The following is a 19,281-nucleotide window of genomic DNA, read 5'->3' as shown; positions in this document are numbered from 1 at the left end:
AGCAAACATCAAATGGAAAAAGAGCCGGCAAGCGCCGGCTCTTTTTATTCACATCCGCCCCATCAAGGGTGCTGGACGATCAGGCTGTGCTGATCCAGCATGCTCTGCAGGATGTCGTGGGACGAGGTACCGCCAAGCTGCCAGCTGCTCAAGTCCACCCCTTTCAGGGTGATCTGCTGGGTCACCTGACCATCCCCCGCCGGCGACACCGAGAGGTTCACATCGCTCAGGCCGTTGCTCGCGCTGGTCACCGACGCCTGCAGATGGCCCAGCAGGCCGTCCACGCTGCTGTCGGTCACCCCCTTGAGCAGGTCCGCCAGATCGATCCTGTCACCCGCCTGCGGGCTGAAATCGGTGATGGTGTCGATGGCGGGCTGGCCTGCACTCCCCGCATCCCCCTGCTGCCAGACGAAGAGATCGCTGCCGGCGCCGCCGGTCAGGATGTCATCGCCCTTGCCGCCCAGCAGGCGATCATCCCCCGCGCTGCCAAATAGCCAATCCCCCTGATCCGACCCCGTCAGCGTATGACCAGCCTGGGTATGGATGGTCACGGTATCGAGGGGGGAGCTGATGGTGGTGCCCCCCAGACTCGACTCTGCGCTCAGTCCCAGCACATGGTCTCCCGCCGTCAGGCCGTCCAGATAGAGCGGCAGCGAGTGGCCACCCGGAATGAGCCAGTCACCGTTGCTATCGGCATGGCCGACCTGCTGCCCCTGCTCATCCAGCACCTGGGCCCCCGCCAGACCGCTGATGCGCAGCGACAGCTCGCCCGGTGCCGGGTTAACCACGCTGGCGGTCAGATTGAGAGGCACCATGGCCCCCTGCAGGGCATGGATCTCGTGGGGCCCCACCGTCAGGCTCGGCAGATCCGGTTCGGCCGTCACCGTGATGATCACTTGATCGGTGTCGCTCAAGGGCCCGCCCGCACCGCTGTTGCCCTGATCCGAGGTGGTGATGGTGAGGTTGTCCTCGCCCCAGAAATCCCTGGCCGGTTCATAGTGCAGGTTGCCGGCCAGCAGCTGGTTGAGATCGGCAAGCGACCCCACCAGGGTCATCTCGTTGCTGCCCGCTCCCTGTACCGAGACCGCGCCCGCCGCCCCCAGCAGGGTCAACACCCCGTGCTCGACCCTCAGTACCATGGCCATGGGCGCACTGCCGGCATCCACATCCTTCACGCTGATGCCGGATAGCGACAGAGAGCCATCCTCTTTCACCGTCATGCTGCCCGGCAGCTGATTGACCGGCGCATCGTTGACCGCCAGCACCTCGATGGGCACTACGTCGGTGTCGCTCAAGGGGCCGCCGCTGCCGGTGTTGCCGCGATCATCGGTCACCATGGTGAGCCGATCCTGGCCGTTGAAGTCCTGCTCGCCCAGATAGGTCACGCCGCCCGCCAGCAATGCATTGATGGCATCGAGCGACCCGCTCAGCACCAGGGTTCCCGTACCGTTGCCGGTCAGGGTCACGCCGCTGCCATCCGCCAGGGTGAGGGTGCCGTGCTCCACCGAGAGGCGTACCTCTATGGTGCTGTTGCCCGCATCCACGTCTTTGACCTGCAGACCGTCAATGCGATAGGGCACATCCTCTTCGGCCACCAGCGGCGTCGTGGGCAAAATGTTCTCGGGCGCATCGTTGACCGCCGCTATGGTGACATCGATGCTGCCATTCACCTCTGGTCCCAGCGCGCCGTTGTCCAGGCTCTGGGCGATCACCTCGAGGCTCAGGGTGCCATTGACGTCGTTGGTCACCAACAGCAGATTTGCCAGGTTGCCGCCCATCGTGGTCACCTGCCAGTCGCCGTTCGGCAGTCTGATGGCCTCACCGGCCACCCCGTCCGGCAGGGCGATGGCGGCCCCCTCCGGCACGTTGCGGATGGTCACCCGCACCTGCTCGGCGCCATTTTCATGCACATTGCTCGCACTGCCGCCGGTGGCCTGGGTATCGCGGGTCTCCAGCCCCAGATTGAGCAGGATCCTGTCGCCCTCCACCCCGCTGGCGGTGGGCACCAGATCGCTGATGAGCGCATCCCCCACCGGATTGACGGTCACGGTGAAGCTACCGCTGGTTTCGAGCGGCAAGGTCAACCCCTGGTCGAGGGTAAAGGCGCTCAGGGTGAGATCCACGGTGCCGCTGAAATCAGCCGGCGGGATCAGGGTCAGCTTGGCAAAATCGGTGCCTACCGGTACCTGCCAGACGCCGCCCCCATTGTTGACTGCCGGAGCCGAAAGAGTGAAACCATCCGGTACCCCCTTGATCTGCAGCGCCACTATCTGCTCGGAGCCATCGGTGTCGATGAGGGCAGCCCCGAGGCCCGCCAGGCTGATGGCGCCATCCTCGTCGCCCGCCACATCGTGCAGCGTGAGCACGGCCGGATCGTTGACCGGTCGCACCTCAAAGCCGACCTGCCCACTCCAGCTGCCGCGATCCGTACCCGTGGTGGCGGTGTCGAGAATATCCACCGTCACGTCGAGCGGCACCTGACCGCTGAAGTGCTCTTTGGGCACAAACACCAGATCCTTGAGATCCGCCGGGTCGTTCACCGTGAGGGTAGAGACCGGCTGGCCGTGCTTGTCGAGGAAGTGACCATATTGGGGATCCACGGTCACAACCACCCGCTCCACCGTTTCCAGACCGCCGTTGGCGACCGAGGGGCTGATATCGGCCAGTTTCACCGACAGATCGAGGTGGATCTCGGTGTCTTCCTGGTTGTCCGGCTGGCCGGCGCCGTTCATATCCTTCACTTTCAGTTGCAGCTCGGGCAGGCCATCCGCCCCGCCATTGATGTCCACCTCCGGGGTGATGGAGAGGGTGATCTCTTTCTCTACCATCCTGGAGTCACCGCTGACGGTGTCGGTGTTGACCAGACGCACGTTGAAGTGCAGGCCGTCGCCGGCGTAATCCTCAGGCAAGGTCAGGGTGAGCCGGTCGAGATCATCAAGGCCACCCGGCAACTTGATCAGGTACTCGCCGTTGACGAAGTCGAAGGTGAGCCCCTGCACGTTGACGCCCGGGGGCAGACCTGTGATGACGATGCTGAGCTCGTCGTCACCGCTGTCTGCCGTACCCAGGGTCACCATCTGCTTGAGCTGACTGCCGAAATTGACGCTCTGATCCTCCACCCCGGTGATGGGGGCACTGTTGTCGAAATCGACGTCGGCGGCCACCTGGCCCGAGTGGGTCGCGCCATTAAAGTCGGCGCTGGCGGTGATCTCCCGATAGGCCGGTGCGCTCACATCCCCCTCGTTGTTGTCACCAAGGTCGATCACCCTGGCGCTGACCTTGAAGGTGACGGTACCGGTAAAGCCATCCGGCGAGCGCAGGGCATAGCTGCCGAAGGCGTCGTGGGGGATGGTCCAGTTGCCCTGACCGTCGTTGATCCCGCCCACCACCACGAAGCCCGGCGGCAGGTCGCTGATCACCAGATAATCGATGGTCTCGACGCTGCTGGGGTCCAGATCCTCGAACACGAAGACGCCGTCCAGCGGGATATCGTGCCCGTCCGGGCTCTCCAGCTGGCCGGTCTGCACCAGATTACCATCGGGCTCCACCACCGCCTGGATATCCAGATGCAGAGTGCCCTCGATCACCTTCTGGGCGGTGGCGCTGGAGTCCACGTCCACCTGCGTCACCGTGACATGGCTATGGAGGGTGGTGTCCTTGTCGCTGTCTTCGGGCCCTTTCACCAGCAACTGGCCGCCGCCGAGCAGGCTCTGCAGCTCGGCATCGCTCAACTCCACGGCGCCGCCGCTCACGGTCAGCTGGGTCTCGACCCCGCCCGCACGGATCCAGACTTCATACCCAGGCTCGATACCGGAGAGGCCGAGGTGCGTCACCTGCTCGGCGCCGTCGGTCAGGTCAGGCTGCCAGTCGAGGACGATGAACTGATCCTCCAGGCCATGGCTGGTCTTGGTGTAGTCGGTGGCGTCGATGGCCGGCTCCACCTTGATGGTGAGCGGCACCTCGAAACTCTTGCTGTCGCCGTCGTTCTCGGTCACCACAACATGACCGATGAGGTGCAGATCGGCGGTGCTGTTGGCCGGCGGCTGGATCTGCAGGTTGCCAAGGCTCGACACATCCACCTGATAGAGGGGGTTGCCCTTGCCGTCTAGCCCGGCGAAGGTGAGGGTCAGCTCCTTGCCATTGCCGTCGAACACCTTGGCCCCTGCCGGCAGCCCTTCCAGCACCAGGTTCAAGGTTTCCGAGTGATCCAGCGGGGTGTCGGTCCACTCCCCGGAGGTGAGCTTGAAGTCCAGCGGTGCCCGACCATCCTCCTGGATGGTGATGGTGTAGCCGTTGCCATCCTGGCTCCAGCCGGAGGTATTGAGGTCTAAATGGGGCTCGTCCACCACCCCCACCAGATCCACATGAATGGTCTGGGAGCCGGTCTCTTTCTCGTTCACCACGATGTGGGGCTGGCCATTGGCATCGGTCAGGGTGGCCGTGTCCTTCACTACCCCCTTGATGGTCAGATCGAAGTCGACGTTGCTGTTTTTTGGCGGCAGCAGCTTGAGGTCATTGATGCGATCGAAGGGCACCTCGTAGTAGCCGTTGGCATCCAGGGTGACCGCCACCCCGCCAAGCAGCAGGGTCGCCCCGGCAGGCAGGCCACCGATGCGCACGAACAGCTGCTCGGAGCCATCTGTGGTGTCCCCCAGGTGGGCCAGGCCAATCTTGCTGCCCAGATCGATCAGGGTGTCCTCCTTGCCCTGAATGTCGCGCACGGTCAGCTTGGCATCATCCGCCAGCGGATTGACATTGATCACCAGCTCGATGGCATCCCCAAACGCCTTGTTCTGGCCGCTGGCGACCGGCGCCTTCTCGGTACTGACCGGGGTGATGGAGAGCTTGATGTCGCCGCTGAAATCCTTGGCAGGGACCACGCTCACCTTGTTGATGTTGCCGGCCGAGACGCTGTAGAGGCCGCTGGCGTTTGGCTTGAGCTCGGCCCCGTTGAGCATCAGGGTGCCCTGACCTGCCTCCCACCGGATCTGGTAGCTCAGGGTCTCTGAGCCATCCGTATCGGTGAGCCCCGCCTGCACATTGAGCCTGATGCCGCTGCTGTCTTCATGGGTGTCGTAGTGCTGGCTGGTATGGCCGGTATCCCACAGCGGCTTGTCGGCCACGCCGCGTACCGTGATGGCGAGATCGCCGGTGACCGGCGCAGGGGCATCCCCCTCGGTCACCCCCACCTGCAACTGCACCTGGAAGTGGAGCGGCTGGCCCTGGTTGCTCCAGCTGGACCAGTCGGCCGCCGGCACAAAGGTCACTCCCTGGGCGCTGTAGTGCACGTTATCGCTGGTGACCATGGCCTCGGGCGGCACGATAAACCACTTGCCATCGGCCGTGGTGGTGAGCGCCACTCCGTTGTAATAGAAGCTGCCGTGGGCATTGGCGGGCGCCTGAACAAAGAGCTGCTCCACATGCTCGCCCCGGTCGAAATCGCCGATGTCGAGCTGCATCTGGATGGGGATACCGGCGCTCGGATCCTGCGCTCCCTGATCTTCGTTGCCCAGGGCCGCAGTGACGGTGAAGCTCACCGGCTCATCCTGCAGATGAAGGGTCAGGGTGCTGTCGGCCCTGTCACCGTCGCCATCCACCAGATGGGCGGTGATGACCTGGCTCAGCTGTGCATTGTCGTGATCAAACCCGGCCGCCGGGGTGAAACGGTAGCTGCCATCGGCCGAAATGGTGAGAGAGCCCATCACCTGCTTGCCATCCGGGCTCATCACCTCCTGAGTGAGGGTGTCATTGACGGCATAGGTCTGGCCGTTGATGGTGATCGACTCGACCCGGGCACCATCGGCGCCTTCGTTGGCGGCCGGCAGCAGGTCGCCGCTGACGGGGGAACTCCCCTCGTTCAGGGTATGCGCCAGCACGGTACCGATGGGCATGTCATCCTCTACCGTCACGGTCACGCTGACATTGGGGCTGCGATCGCCATCGTGATCGGTGACAAAGAGCGGCACCTCGATGGCAAGATCATCTTTACCCTGCACGCCGTGATCGAACTGACCCACCAGATAGACGCTGTAGCTGCCGGTGACGTCGAGGTGAACCCAGAAGACCGGTTTGCCACCCTCTGCCGTGGCCAGATACCAGCCCGGGCTGTGGGCCGCCAGGGTTACCTCCTTGCCACCCGAGGTGAGGTGGTTTGCCTGATTGAAGGCCGCCACGTCAAGCTCGAGGGAGGCGACCCGATCCGAGCCAGCGCTGATGGTCACCTTGCCGCTGGCCACCTCGCCCTGATCCGCCGGCGTGGTGCCCGGATGCTGGCTGGCGGAACCATCGAGGGCAGACTCCTTCACCGCGACCGCGTCGATGGCCGAGATGAGGGGATCCACGCCGTCCGTCACTCTGATGGTGGCAGACCCCTGGCTCTGGCTGCCGTCGCTGTCGGTGACCTGCACCGGCAGTGTCAGCTCAAGCTGGTCATCGGCGCCGTGATCCAGGTTGGTATGCACCGTCACCTGATAGTCGAGGGTCGCAGTGGTGTGAGCGCCGATAGTCGCCGGCACCTGCACCAGGGTCACCGTCATCACCACCAGTCCGCCGGCCGTGACAGCCTGGAAGCTGTGGCCATCGCTGCCCACCGGCTGCCAGGTCAAGGCTTCGCCATTATGGGTGATGGGGTTGCCATTGGCATCCACTACCTGGCCCACCAAGGTCAGACGCACATCGACCACGGGGTCGGAGTCGGCGGTGATGGTGATCTTGCCGGTGGCCTGCTGATCGTCCGCACTCTGGTTATTGGCGGCGCCATCGAAGCGCCCTTCACCGAGAGTCACGCCGGTCAGCGTCAGCGTCGGTTTCTCCCCCTCGCCAATCCGGATGGTGAGGGTGCCACTGGTGCTGTCATTGTTGCCGCCCGCCTTGTCGTAGTCGTTGACGATCACCTTGATGGGCAGCTCGGTCACGGCGTTGGCGCCCTGATGGAGCCCCTGATAGAGGGTCACCTGATAGTCAAAGCCGTTCTTGTCCGCCTGATCCAGCGTGCCGACCAGCCGCACCTCAAACACCTCGACCCGCTGGCCATCCACCATCACGAAGCCCTTGAGCAGCTGGCTGCCCGGGATCTTCGGATCCCCATCCACCAGCTGATATTGCACCGGCTGACCGAGCGCGGTGAGCGCCGGCTGCTGGCCGGCATCGGCAAAGGCCACTTCGACCACCCGATCCGACCCTGCCTGCACATCGAAATGGCCGGTCTGGCTCAGGTTGTTGTTGCCGGTGAGCTCCCCTTCATTCAGGGTGACGCCGCTGCCTGCCACAAAGGTGGGGGCGCGGCCATCGTGAATGGTGAGCGGCAGCGTGGTGCCGATCTCGTCGCCATCCTGGTCGGCCAGTGTCACCGCCAGCGGCAGCGAGAGGGCATCGCTCCCCAGATGATCCAGCTCACCCGCGAGGGTGACCCTGGCGCTCACGCTCCAGTTGCCGCTTTGCTCGACCAGGCTCAACTCGGCGCGCAGGATCTCGCGTCCATCCGCCGTGATGCCCACCAGCTGGCCATCGGCCGCGAGGGAGAAGCTTACCGGACTACCCTGGCTGGTGAGCCCGGTCAGGGTGCGCTGGATGGTGGCAATGTCAAAACCGAGGGAGGCAGGATCGAGTGCATCACTGCCGTGGGTCACCACGAAACTCATGGTGCTGACCGCTGCCGCCTCCCCTTGCGCCATCTCGGTGACGGCGGTGCCGGTGGCGGCGGAGATGGTCGGATTAGCACCATTGCCTACCGCCACCCTGATGGTTGTGGCCACCTTGTCACCGTCGCTGTCGGTCAGGGTCAGCCCCGCCGTCAGCAGTGCATCCGCACTGCCCTGATCCAGCGGCTGATGGAGGGTAAAGCTGTACTTGCCGTCGTTCCCCAGAGTCAGGGTAAAGACCAGCTGGCCATCGGGAGTACGCCCCTCAATGAGGTGATCGGCCACCGTCACCGTCACGCTCTGCTGGCCCGAGCTGAGCCCCTGCAGGCCCGGCTGATTGGCATCAAACGCGATGCTCACCAGCGGGTCGCTGCCCGCCGTGATGGCAAGCTCGCCGCCAAGGGTCTGACCTTGCTGCCAGTCGCTGTCCTCGGTGAGGGTCAGGGAGACAGGGTCAACCTGCGGCAAGGCGCCGTCGGTGATGGTGATGTTGAGGGTGCCGAGATTGCTCCGATCGCCGTCAAAGTCGCGGCCCACCACCTGCAGCCCCAGATTGACGCTGTCGGTGGCCACCGGCTGATCCAGCACGCCGTCGAGTTCAAGATGGTACTTGCCATCGAGATCCAGGGTGACGGTCAGAATGCGCTGGCCGTCTGCGTCCAGCAGGGTGATGAGGTTGCCGTTCACCTGATAGCTGGTCGGCTTGCCACCGCTGGTGAGGCCCGCCAGGGCCGGCTGGCTCGCCTCAAAGCTGAGAGAGACCAGGCGATCGCTGCCTACCGTCACCGGCAGCTGACCATCGATGCTCTGCTGGCCCCCCTCTTGCAGCGAGACCCCCTTGTCCAGACCGAGCGAAGGATCGCGGCCGTCGTCTATGGTCAGGGTCAGGTTGGCACTGGTGGTGTCACCATCAATCTCGCTGGCGCTCACCTGCAACCCCAGCGAGAGGCTGTCGCTGCTCTGATGATCGAGCGGACCTGTGAGGGTGACCACCACCCGGCCGCCCACATCGCTCCCCTGCTGGTCGGCCAGCAGTTGGGCACGCAGTACTTCAACCCGCTGACCATTGCTGCCCGGGTAGTAACCCAGCAGGGTACGATCATCGGCAAATTCGAAGGCAAGCGGATGACCATCGCTGGCAAGGCCTGCACTGTTGAGACTGGCCAGGGTGTCATTCTGGTTGCTGAACACCAGCGAGTCGGCCAGCAGGGGATCGGCGGTGTGGCCAACCACGAAACGGCTCTCCCCGACCACGGCTGCGCCGTTGGTAAAGTCATCCTCGGTGAGGGTAATGGCCGGGATCTCGAAGCCCGGCGGGTTGCTGTCCAGCAGAGTGATCACCAGCGGCGCTTTGACCAGATCACCGTCGCCATCGCGGTATTCAAGGTTGAACGGCAGACGCAGGGCATCAACCCGAGTGTGATCCAGACTCTGGTGCCAGACGATGCGATAGCTGCCGTCATTGCCAAGGGTCAGGCTAAAGACGGTGGCGCCAGCGGCGCTGGCGGTCAGGGTCTGGCCACCCCAGACATAATCCAGTGCTACACCCTGACTGGTGAGTCCCAACCCCTCGAAAGCACTCTGGTCGGCGGCGAAGGTGACCTGCAGGTTGCCATCGATGCCGGCACCGGTATTGAGGCTGCCGGTCGCCGTGACCGGCCCATCGGCCAGTCCGGCTTCGGAGAGCGTGAGCGTCTCGCTCTGGCCGATCAGCGGCGCGCCGTCCAAGGCCGAATTGCCCGCCAGATCGGTGACGCTGGCGCGCACCTCAAAAGATTGCGTGACACCAGAGAGATCAAGATCTGATACCTGCCAGCGGCCATCGGCCCCCACCAGTGCGGAGGTTGTGAGCAGCGCCTGCCCGTTGCTGCCAACCAGGGTGATGGTCACGCTCTGGCCTGTTTCCACGTTGGCGGTGGTGCCGCTCAGGGTGGCATTGTTGTTGCCAAAGAGGGTGGCGGCGTCGAGATCATCGATATCGATGGTGGCCTGGGTATCGACCTCGATGGTGAGGGTATCGCTGGCCCGGTTGCCGGCGATATCCACCGAATCGACCCGAAAATCATGAGCTCCGTCAGCCAGCGCATCGGGCAGCTGATATTGCCAGTTGCCGTTGCCATCGACGGTGAGAGTGGCGAGCACCTTGCCGCCAAGGGACAGAGTGACGGTGGCGCCGGGCTCCCCCTTGCCCTGCAGCAGCGGGGTATTGTCGCGGGTCAGGTCATCGGTCTGGCTGGCGCCGGTGTCGCTCTCATCGGCCAGATCCAGGGTGATGGTGGTGATGGTGTCGAGCAGGGTCTGGCCCAGATCGCTGGCGCGGTTGCCGGCGGCATCCTGGGTATCGGCCTGAATGATGAGGGGGCCATCCACCAGCTTGCCGGTAAGGTCGCCAAAGTTGGCCTCCCAGACCAGGCCGGGCAGCACCACAGTAGTGACGGTGAGCCGGTTGCCATCCTGATCCAGCAGGGTGACGGTAACCGGCTGGCCAACCTCCACATCCTCCACGGTGCCGCGGATGATGACGCCGGTCGCCTCGTCGGCATTGATGATGTTGTCGTCGGTCTGCGGCTCGGTGATGGTGATGGCGGCAAACAGATCCCGCTCCCCCTCCAGCAGCGGCTCGTCGACCCGCGGCATATCGGCGTGATCCGTATCGAAGCCGGCCTCGGCCAGGGTGGCGTCATTGGTGCGATCGACCACCACGAAGCCCCCCGAACTGGAGCCGGCCACGCCGCCGATGGTACCGCCCGCCGCCGGGTTGCCGGCGGCGCTCGCCTCGAACTGGGCAGTGGGGTCGGTGCCTGCGCGGATCGCCGCCTGCAGGGCGGCCAGCTCGCTGTCAGCCGCTGCTGCCGGATCGGCGGGCTGCGCGGTGGGCGCCGCAGCCCCACCAGCCGCCCCCTCCTCCTGATGGGAGAGCTCGATGGCGTCGGTCAGCTGGTAGCTGCCTTCACCACTGAGGATCCGGTCGCCCGGTTGCAACAAGACGCCGGCCCTGGCGCGTACTACTGTGCCATCGTCATGAATGACGAAGACGGTTCCCTCCAATTGGGTCATGACGGTGGGTTTTTCGATACGCAGCTCTGCCATACAACCTCCAGCAAATAGTGAGCGGGCCCCGGATGCCAATTCGAGTCAAATTTTGAGCGATTATTTTATAAGCATGTTACTTGCGGATCTCCCCATAATTTCGATAGAAAATGCGCTCACGTAGCGGATCCATCCGCATTTTTTCATGTAAAACGTTTCAATACCGAAACAAGATCCCAATTGAAGACCGCCAGGCAGGATCTGCCTCTCTCCTGCCGGATCCAGTATGGCAAAGGCTGACGCATCTTCCCCCACTCCCCCTGATTGAATCGGACTGCCAACGGGAACCTTGACGCCCTCTTCCGCGCCGCTCATACAGCATATTTATTCACATGGATTTTATTATCCCCAAATAGATAGAAAACCGGCCGCGTGGAGGGCGTCCCCTTGCCGGACGGGGGCTGGCGGGCAACTGTGCCCACTGTCGCCAGGCAGCGGCGTTAACAATGGTGCAATAAGTTGAGTTTCCTCATAATTTAACCGGGATCTCATTTCCGCTTGTTGCCTGCTCCGCCAATTGATCTAGCGCAATCCCGCTCCCGATAAATCATCATTCGTTTTACCCATTTGGTAATATCCAGCTCGAGCAATCGCATAAATACATGGGTTTTATTCACTAATAACAATTAATCGGCCTGCCTGCTCCTGCCTTGCGCGGGGGCTGACGCCCAGCTCCAGGATGGAACGGTCAGGCTTGGCAATGAGATCGATTTGGGAGTGATGATCGTGAGTTCACACAACAGACAGACCAGGCTGGGCCTCGCCGCCCTGCTGCTTACCACCTGCCTTGGCACCAGCGGCTGGGCACAGGCGGCCGACGAAGCTCAGCCCAAGGGCAAGGTAGAGGCGCGCAGCGAGCTGTTCGCCAAGGATCACGCCGATCAGTTCAGCAGCTGGAAGGCCACCGGCGAGAGCCGCGAGCGCACCGATGCCCTGGCCGAGGACCCCAACATGGTAGTGCTCTGGGCCGGCTACGCCTTCGCCAAGGATTACAACAAGCCGCGCGGTCACTTCTATGCGCTGACCGACGTGCGGGAAACCCTGCGCACCGGCGCCCCCAAGAGCGCCGAAGACGGTCCGCTGCCCATGGCCTGCTGGAGCTGCAAAGGCCCGGACGTGGCCCGCGTCATCGACGAGAAGGGTGAGGATGGCTACTTCAAGGGGATGTGGGCAAAAGGCGGACCCGAGATCGTCAACACCATCGGCTGCGCCGACTGCCACGACACCGCCTCGAAAGAGTTCAAGGAGGGCAAACCCGCCCTGCACCTCTCCCGTCCCTATGCCGACCGGGCCATGACCGCCATCGGCAAGCCGTTCAAGGAGCAGGGGCGCTTCGATCAGCAGTCCCAGGTGTGTGGCCAGTGCCACGTGGAGTACTACTTCACCGGCCCTACCAAGGCGGTGAAATTCCCCTGGGACAAGGGCACCACAGTGGAGCAGATGGAGCAGTACTACGACGAGATAGGCTTCGCCGACTGGACCCATGCCCTCTCCAAGACCCCCATGCTCAAAGCCCAGCACCCCGAGTACGAGACCTGGCGCGCCGGCATTCACGGCCAGAACAACGTCGCCTGCGTCGACTGCCACATGCCCAAGGTGCAGAACGAACAGGGCAAGGTCTACACCGATCACAAGGTGGGCAACCCCTTCGATCGCTTCGACCAGACCTGCCGAAACTGCCACACCCAGAGCAAGGAGATGCTGCAAGGGGTGGTCAAGCAGCGCAAGGATGCCATTCACGATCTCAAGCTCAGAGTCGAGAAGCAGCTGGTGCACGCCCACTTTGAAGCCAAGGCCGCCTGGGATGCCGGCGCCACCGAAGCCGAAATGAAGGACATCCTGCAGGACATCCGTCACGCCCAGTGGCGCTGGGACTTCTCCATCGCCTCCCACGGGGTGCAGATGCACGCCCCGGAAGTGGCGCTGCGCATGCTGGGGACCGCCCTGGACAAGGCCGCCGATGCCCGCACCAAGCTGGCACGCCTGCTGGCCGCCAAGGGGCTCAGCCAGGAGATCGCCATTCCTGACATCTCCAGCAAGGAGAAGGCCCAGGCCGCTCTTGGCATGGACATGAAGCAGATGAACAGCGACAAGGCCCAGTTCCTCAAGACCACAGTCCCCGCCTGGGATGCCGAGGCCAAAGCGGCCGGACGGCTCGCACAATGACGAGGCAGGCGGGCCCGTAGTGTCGGGCCTGCCGCCGGAAGGAGGCTTCCTATGGGTGATTTAACGATGGATTTCTTACGACTGATGCTGATGGCAGCCATGCTGCTGACCAGCCTGCAGGGCCAGGCCGCCGATGCGGCAACCGCCCCGGCACCGACTACACATGAAGTGGAATTTCTGCGCAGTGCCGACAAGGCCTGTACCGACTGCCACAAGGAGCAGGCATACGGCATGCACGGCAAGCATGGCCAGGCGACCAACCCCAACAACCTGGCGCCGGTCACCTGCACCAACTGCCATGGTCAGCCCTCCCCCAAACACAGGGAAGGGGTCAAGGACGTGATGCGCTTTAGCGACAGCTTCAACAACAAACAGAGCACCGAGAGCTACCCCATCGCCGAGCAGAACGGGGTCTGCATGAGCTGTCACGAGCCCAAACCGCTGCGCGAGGCGCTCTGGGCCCACGACGTGCACGCCACCAAGCTCACCTGCACCAGCTGCCACCAGCTGCACCCGGCCAAGGAGCCCATGGTGGCAATTCCGGAGAAGTCCCGCATCAAGCTCTGCGTCGACTGCCACAGCAAGCAGCATGAGGCCGTCAAGGCGGCCAAGGCGAACACCACCTCGGGCAAGGAGGCACAATGAGCTGCTCTCGCCGTCACTTCATGGCGGGGATGAGCGCGGGGGCCCTCATCATGATGACGGGGGCTGCTCGTGCCACCACCCTCGCCCACAGCCAGACCATCGACGGGGTCCGCTTTGGCATGATCCACGACGAGACGGCCTGCATCGGCTGTACCGCCTGCATGGATGCCTGCCGGGAGGTGAATCAGGTGCCAGAGGGGGTCTCGCGCCTCGAGATCATCCGCTCCGGCCCCATCGGTGAATTTCCCGATGCCGAGTACCACTTCTTTCGCAAGTCCTGCCAGCACTGCGACAACGCCCCCTGCGTGCACGTCTGCCCGACCGGTGCCTCCCATATCCGCAAGGAGGATGGCATCGTCGACGTCAACCCGGATCTCTGCGTTGGCTGCATGTACTGTCTGGCCGCCTGCCCCTATCAGGTGCGCTTTATCAACCCTGTGACCAAGGTTGCCGACAAGTGCGACTTTTGCCGCAAGACCAACCTGGCGGCGGGCAAGGAGCCGGCCTGCGTGGAGTCCTGCCCCACCAAGGCGCTGGTGTTCGGCAATCTGGATGACCCGGACAGTCCCATCGCCAAACGGCTGGTGAAGGAGACCACCTATCGCTACAAGCAGGCACTCGGCACTTCGCCCAAGATGTACCGCGTGCCCAAAGGGGAGATAAAGTCATGACCATGCAAGAGGCGTTTCACTTCCCCTCGCTGGTGTGGGGATTTGCCCCATCGCCATCTACCACGGCAATAACCGATGGAGGGAATGACCATGTGGCATGACGCATTTCACTTTCCTTCCCTCGTGTGGGACTGGCCCATCGCCATCTATCTCTTTCTGCTCGGCATCTCCGCCGGGGCCACCACCCTCTCGGTGCTGCTGCGCCGCAAGGGGGCCGGCAGCGAGAGCGGCATCATCAAGGCGACCGCCATTCTGGCGCCGGTGAGCGTGGTGCTGGGGTTACTGATCCTCATCTTCCATCTGGCCCGCCCCTGGACCTTCTGGAAGCTGATGTTCCACTACCAGTTCGACTCCGTGATGTCGATGGGGGTCATGCTGTTTCAGGTCTACATGGCGGTGCTGTTCGCCTGGCTGGCGGTGGTGTTTCGGGCCGAGATCGAGACCTTGCGCCGTCACCTGCTGCAAGAGAAGTTCGCCTTTGTGGATGATCTCATCGCTTGGCTTGCCCGCATCGAACGGTTGCTGGCGCCGCTCTTGCTGCTGCTTGCCGTGCTGTTGGGGGCCTACACCGGCTTTCTGCTGTCGGCGCTCAAGACCTATCCGCTGTTGAACAACCCGGTGCTGCCGGTGCTGTTCCTCATCTCCGGCATCAGCTCCGGCATCGCCTCCACCATCTTGCTGGCGGTCACCCTGTTCAAGGAGAACCACCACAGCCAGGGAGTGAGCTTCGTGCACAGCTTCGAGCGGCCGGTGCTGGCGGTGGAGGTGTTGCTGCTGGTCTGCTTCTTTACCGGCCTCTACTTCGGTGGCGGCCAGAAGGAGGCAGCCATGTGGGCCGCCATCGGCAGCGGCTTCTGGGCTCAGGTGTTCTGGCTCGGAGTGGTGGGCATAGGCATGCTGCTGCCCCAGTTGCTGGCCCTGCTGGCCCCCGCACCGCTGCGGGCAAAAAACGGCTATCTGGTGCTGGTCTGCAGTCTGACCCTGGTGGGGATCCTGCTGCTGCGCTACTTCGTGCTATACGCCGGCCAGATGACAGTAATTTAAAGGCATGACCACCAGCGCCAGCCGCCCTCCGGTGACTGGCGCTGATTTGTTGCTGGCCCAATGAATTTCTGGTGATGCCACACCCGTTGCTTGGCAATGTTTTCCCCCAAAGGAAGGCGACGCGGCGTGTGTGGCATGACATGAATGACATCAAAGATTGAAACGGAGGTTGTGTGCTGGCAGAGCTCGGCTATCTCTCACTGTTGCTGGCGACCGGGCTCGCCCTGCTGCAAGGGCTGCTGCCCTGGCTGGGGCTGCGGCTCGCCTCACGCCCGCTGCTCGGCTGCGCAACACCGCTGGCCCTCCTGGTCGCGCTCCTGCTCGGGGCCGCCCTGCTGCTGCTCGCCAACTGTTTTGGCCAGGATGACTTTACCTTGGTCTATGTGGCCCAGCACGCCAACAGCGCCCTGCCCCTTGGCTTCAAACTGGCGGCCGTGTGGGGTGGCCACGAGGGCTCCATGCTCTTTTTCGTCTTTGCCCTAGGGCTGTGGGGCGCCCTAGTGGCCCTTTGCTCCAAGCGGGTCGATCCGCTGATCACAACCCGGGTACTGGCCATCATGGGGCTGCTCGTCGGGCTGTTCGGCCTCTATACCCTGATCTTCTCCAGCCCGTTTGACCGCCAGTTTCCGGGGCCGCTGGAGGGGCGTGATCTCAACCCCATGCTGCAGGACATCGGCCTCATCATCCACCCGCCCCTGCTCTATCTCGGTTATGTCGGCTTTGCGGTCAACTTCGCCTTCGCCATGGCGGCGCTGCACTCGGGTCGGCTCGATGGCGCCGTGGCCCACTGGAGCCGCCCCTGGGCGCTCGGCTCCTGGGTCTTTCTCACCGCCGGCATAGTGCTCGGCTCCTGGTGGGCCTACTACGAGCTAGGCTGGGGCGGCTGGTGGTTCTGGGATCCGGTGGAAAATGCCTCTCTCTTGCCCTGGCTGCTCGGCACCGCCCTGCTGCACGCCCTGGTGGTGTGCGAGAAGCGCGGCGCTTACGGCCACGCCGTGCTGCTGCTCTCCATCTTTACCTTTGCCTTAAGCCTGCTCGGCACCTTCGTGGTGCGCTCCGGGGTGCTCACCTCGGTGCACGCCTTTGCGGTGGACCCCAGCCGCGGCCTCACCCTCTTGTTGCTGCTCGGCTTGCTATTGACCTGCGCCCTCACCCTGTTTGCCCTGCGGGCAGACATTCGCGCCCCCTATACCCGCTTCAGTTTCTGGTCTAAGGAGGGGCTGCTCGGCGCCGCCATCCTGCTGCTTTGCGTGGCCTGCGCCAGCGTGCTGCTCGGCACCTTCTACCCCATGGTGTTCCAGTCGCTCCATCTGGGCTCGCTCTCGGTGGGCGCCCCCTATTTCAATACCATCTTCGTGCCGCTGGCCCTCTGCATGATGGCGCTGATGACCCAGCTGCCGCGCCTGCGCTGGCAGCATCTGGCAGTCCAGCGCCGCATCAAGGTGCTGCTCCCATGCCTGTTCGGCCTGCTGGGGGGCGCCTTGCTGAGCCTCGCCTATCCCGAGCCGCTGCGGGCAAGCTGGCTGGGGCTCGCGGCCAACGTGCTCAGCCTCTGGCTGATGGCCAGCCTGCTGCTCCCGCTCTTGCAACCGGTCGCCCTGCGCGAGCTCACCCTCAATCGGTTCGGCAGCCTGCTGGCCCACCTCGGGGTGGCGGTGTGCGCCCTCGGCATTGCGCAGGTGAGTCACCACAGCCAGGAGGGGGGCGCCGTGCTCGCCGCAGGCCAGCCCTATCGGCTCGGCGCCTTCGAGTTTCGCTATGAGGGGAGCGAGCCGATCATCGGCCCCAACTACACCGCCGAGCGCATCACTCTCGGCGTGCATAAGGACGGTAAAGAGGTGGCCAGGCTCACCCCGGAGCGGCGCCACTACAGCGTGCGCACCATGAACATGAACGAGCCCGGCATTGCGTGGGGAATGCTCGGCGATCTCTACGTGGTGCTTGGCGAGAAGATGGGGCCCGGCGCCTATGCCATGCGGCTGCACTACAAGCCGCTGGTGCGCTGGATCTGGCTCGGCGGCCTGTTGATGATGGCGGGCGGCACCCTGCGCCTGCTCGCCCGCCGGCCGCTGCTGGCTAGCCATCCTGCGCCAGCTACCGCCCCCTACCCCCGACTTGAACAGGAGTCCTTATGAACGCCCGTCTGCGCCTGTTCGTACCGCTCGTGCTCACCCTGGGGCTCGGTGCCCTGCTCTGGCTCGGCCTTGGCAACAACCCCTACAGCCAGGATGAGGCAGTCGCCGGGCGCACCCTGCCTGCCTGGCAGAGTGACGATCTGCTTGGTGGCCCCTCCATCCACACTGCGGCGCTCAAGGGGGAGCCCTTCGTGCTCAACGTCTGGGCCAGCTGGTGCCCCAACTGCCGCGCCGAGCATCCGCTACTGGGTGAGCTGGCCAGTACCGTGCCCCTCTATGGCCTCAACTACCGGGACAAGGGAGACGCTGCTCGCGCCTGGCTCACCGAGGCGGGCAACCCCTATCGCGCCGTGCTGGCCGACCCCGACGGCCGACTCGCGCTGGAGCTCGGCGTCTACGGCACGCCGGAGACCTATCTCTTCGCCAGTAACGGCACCCTGCTGACCCGCCATACCGGCCTGCTCACCCGGGAGATCTGGCAACGCCAGTTTGCCCCCCTGCTTGCAAAGGCCCGCAGCAACACAGCCAGCCAGCCCGAAGTGGAAAGAGAAGTGGAGAGAGAAGTGCAGGAGAGCAAGCCATGAGCCGTCTCGGCCATACCCTTATCGCGCCACTCTTGCTGGCCTTGAGCCTCGGGGCCCTTGCCAGCGGGGTCGACACCTATGAGTTTCGCCACCCCGAGCGGCAGACCCGCGCTCAGGAGCTGGCCCGCGCCCTGCGCTGCCCACAGTGCCAGAACCAGAACCTGGTGGAGTCCAACTCTCCCATCGCCCGGGATCTGCGGCTCGAGGTCTATCGCTGGGTGGACGAAGGACAGTCTGATGAGCAGGTGATCGCCCGCATGACGGCGCGCTTCGGCGATTTCGTGCGCTACGATCCCCCCTTCAAAGCCAGCACGGCGCTGCTGTGGTGCGGCCCCGCCCTCTTGCTGTTGCTGGCGCTCAATCGCCTGCGCAGGAGCCTGTATCGCCGGCAACCGGCGCGGGTGCCACTTGTCGGCGACAGAGCCGAGGGGGCGCTCGCCCAGGACCCCAGGGCCGAGCTGAACCGGCTGATCATGGCCGAGCAGCAGGCGGGGCTTGCCCCCCACAGCCGCCTCTACCGGGAGCTGGAGCTGGCCCGTCTCGCCAACGCCACCCCCACCGCCGAGCAGGCCCTGCGCGACCGGCTGATAAGAGATAGCACCGCCCGTCCGCAGCTTAGGCTGCGCACCTGGATACTACTTGGGACCCTGCTGCTGGCGCTGATGGCCGGCATTTATGCCGGCACCGGCCGCTATCAGGCGTGGCAGGCTTATCAGTTGCGCCCCGATCCGCTGGCGGGATTGAGCCCGCGGGATCTGCAGGACAAGGAGCTGGGCGTCCTGCACCAGCGTCTGCAAACCAACCCCGCCGATCTCGACGGCTGGGCGGCGCTCGGTCAGTTGTATCTGTATCGGGACGAGTACGCCAACGCCCTGCTCGCCTACCAGCGCCTCGCCCTGCAAGAAGGGGGGGCCAGCGCGGCGACCCAGGCCGCCCAGGCCACCGTGCTCTACTACCAGGCGGGCCAGCAGCTCACCCCCGAGGCGCAGCGCCTGCTGGGTAGCGCGCTCAAGCAGGACAAGGGCGAGGTGAGCGCCCTGATGCTGCTCGCCTCCGATCACTTCCTGCACGGCCGCTACTCCCGGGCCATCGCCCTCTGGCAGCAGTTGCTGGACGAGGAGCGCCCCCGCATCAACCGGGCCGCGCTGATCGAGGCGATCCAGACCGCCCGCATGATGGGAGGCTGACCGCACGCGTGACCGGGGCTGAATGCCCCTGTCACGTTGGGCCCGCACAAACGCCGCCGGCAGGGAAATCACTTGCCAAGCTCCTGTCGGCGGCCGAACAATAGGCGTCCATTGAACCT

8 protein-coding genes are annotated in these 19,281 nt (G+C 64.2%); 7 read left to right on the top strand and 1 reads right to left on the bottom strand.

Going from position 1 to position 19,281, the window contains the following annotated elements; translation table 11 throughout:
• Positions 1–62 precede the first annotated feature (62 nt).
• Positions 63–10,730, bottom strand: coding sequence for a retention module-containing protein (locus AB5Y81_RS20445; protein ID WP_368146795.1), 10,668 nt, complete (start codon positions 10,728–10,730; stop codon positions 63–65).
• 720 nt (positions 10,731–11,450) lie between these two features.
• On the opposite strand from AB5Y81_RS20445, the gene nrfA reads away from it, so the two are divergent.
• The 7 genes from nrfA to nrfF all read left to right on the top strand — a co-directional run bounded on the left by nrfA (position 11,451) and on the right by nrfF (position 19,162).
• Positions 11,451–12,896 carry an ammonia-forming nitrite reductase cytochrome c552 subunit gene (nrfA, locus tag AB5Y81_RS20440; protein ID WP_219325839.1) on the top strand — a complete coding sequence of 482 codons (1,446 nt, stop codon included), beginning with the start codon at positions 11,451–11,453 and terminating at the stop codon, positions 12,894–12,896.
• A gap of 51 nt (positions 12,897–12,947) precedes the next feature.
• On the top strand, positions 12,948–13,541 hold the full coding sequence (gene nrfB / locus AB5Y81_RS20435) for a cytochrome c nitrite reductase pentaheme subunit (protein ID WP_017780082.1): 594 nt from the start codon (positions 12,948–12,950) through the stop codon (positions 13,539–13,541).
• On the top strand, positions 13,538–14,212 hold the full coding sequence (nrfC, locus tag AB5Y81_RS20430) for a cytochrome c nitrite reductase Fe-S protein (RefSeq protein ID WP_017780081.1): 675 nt from the start codon (positions 13,538–13,540) through the stop codon (positions 14,210–14,212). The genes nrfB and nrfC overlap by 4 nt, the downstream gene beginning before the upstream one ends.
• 90 nt (positions 14,213–14,302) lie before the next feature.
• On the top strand, positions 14,303–15,256 hold the full coding sequence (gene nrfD, locus AB5Y81_RS20425; protein ID WP_279484416.1) for a cytochrome c nitrite reductase subunit NrfD: 954 nt from the start codon (positions 14,303–14,305) through the stop codon (positions 15,254–15,256).
• A gap of 173 nt (positions 15,257–15,429) precedes the next feature.
• Positions 15,430–17,391 carry a heme lyase NrfEFG subunit NrfE gene (nrfE, locus tag AB5Y81_RS20420; protein ID WP_279484417.1) on the top strand — a complete coding sequence of 654 codons (1,962 nt, stop codon included), beginning with the start codon at positions 15,430–15,432 and terminating at the stop codon, positions 17,389–17,391.
• Positions 17,388–17,975, top strand: a complete 588-nt coding sequence (locus AB5Y81_RS20415) for a DsbE family thiol:disulfide interchange protein (protein ID WP_279484418.1) — start codon at positions 17,388–17,390, stop codon at positions 17,973–17,975. Before nrfE ends, AB5Y81_RS20415 begins: the two co-directional genes overlap by 4 nt.
• The gene (gene nrfF, locus AB5Y81_RS20410; RefSeq protein ID WP_368146793.1) at positions 17,972–19,162 is read left to right on the top strand and encodes a heme lyase NrfEFG subunit NrfF; all 1,191 of its coding nucleotides are present in this window, start codon (positions 17,972–17,974) and stop codon (positions 19,160–19,162) included. Before AB5Y81_RS20415 ends, nrfF begins: the two co-directional genes overlap by 4 nt.
• The last annotated feature ends 119 nt before the right edge of the window (positions 19,163–19,281 follow it).

Source organism: Aeromonas sp. s2 (genome assembly GCF_040907935.1).
In the GTDB taxonomy this organism is placed as follows: Bacteria; Pseudomonadota; Gammaproteobacteria; order Enterobacterales; family Aeromonadaceae; genus Aeromonas; species Aeromonas dhakensis.
The sequence above is the reverse complement of the archived record's forward strand: the minus strand, read 5'-3'. Positions and strand labels throughout refer to the sequence as shown.